Genomic DNA, 868 nt, shown 5'->3' with positions numbered 1-868 from the left:
GTCTCTTCGACCTCGCCTTGCGGCGCTTCATAGGCGCGCTTGACATAGGCCGCCTCGTCCGGTGCCGGCAGCGCCTTGCGGTCGAGTTTGCCGTTGGGGGTCAGCGGGAAGGCGTCCAGGCGAACGTAGGCCTCGGGCACCATGTAGGCGGGCAGCACGTGCTGGGCGTGCTGGCGCAGGGCCTCGGCGTCCAGCTCGGCTTCGCCGGTGGTGTAGGCCACCAGACGCTTCTGGCCCTGAGCGTCGTCCAGTGCAACCACCACCGCTTCGCTGACCTGCTCGTGCGCCGAGAGCTTCGATTCGATCTCGCCCAGCTCGATGCGGAAACCGCGCACCTTGACCTGGAAGTCGTTTCTGCCGATGAATTCGATCTGACCTTCGTTGTTCCAGCGCGCAAGATCCCCGCTCTTGTACATCCGCCCCCCTGCCACAAAGGGGTCGGCAAGGAAGCGCTCTTCGGTCTGATCGGGCAGGTTCAGGTAGCCGCGACCGACGCCGTCCCCGCCGATGTACATCTCGCCGGCCACGCCCACCGGCACCGGTTGGTGGTGGGCGTCAAGGATGTAGATGCGTGTGTTGGCAAAGGGGGTGCCGATGCTCACCCGGCTGTTACCCGCCTCGTGACGTACGTAGGCGGCGGTGCACGAGATGCTCGTCTCGGTCGGGCCGTAAGTGTTGATCAGTTCGGTCCCGACCCCCAGCGCTTCCCACTGGGCGATCTTCTGGGCAACGAGCGCATCGCCCGTGACGTTGATCAGACGAACCCCGGCTAGCTGGGTTTGCGCTTTGCGCGCATCGCGGCTCCATTCGCCCACCAGGGTGTGCCAGTGCGCAGCGCTCAGGTGAACGACGCTGGGGCAAGGATCGC

General features: G+C 65.8%; 1 protein-coding gene. It reads right to left on the bottom strand.

Annotated elements, in window-relative coordinates; all coding sequences use genetic code 11:
* Positions 1-868, bottom strand: an 868-nt coding sequence (locus tag I8J34_RS24170) for an AMP-binding protein (RefSeq protein ID WP_214364181.1), incomplete at both ends; no start/stop codon positions are given.

The organism is Denitromonas iodatirespirans, assembly GCF_018524365.1.
Lineage (GTDB): Bacteria > Pseudomonadota > Gammaproteobacteria > Burkholderiales > Rhodocyclaceae > Nitrogeniibacter > Nitrogeniibacter iodatirespirans.
Note: the sequence above shows the minus strand (reverse complement) of the source record. Positions and strands in the feature narration are given on the sequence as shown.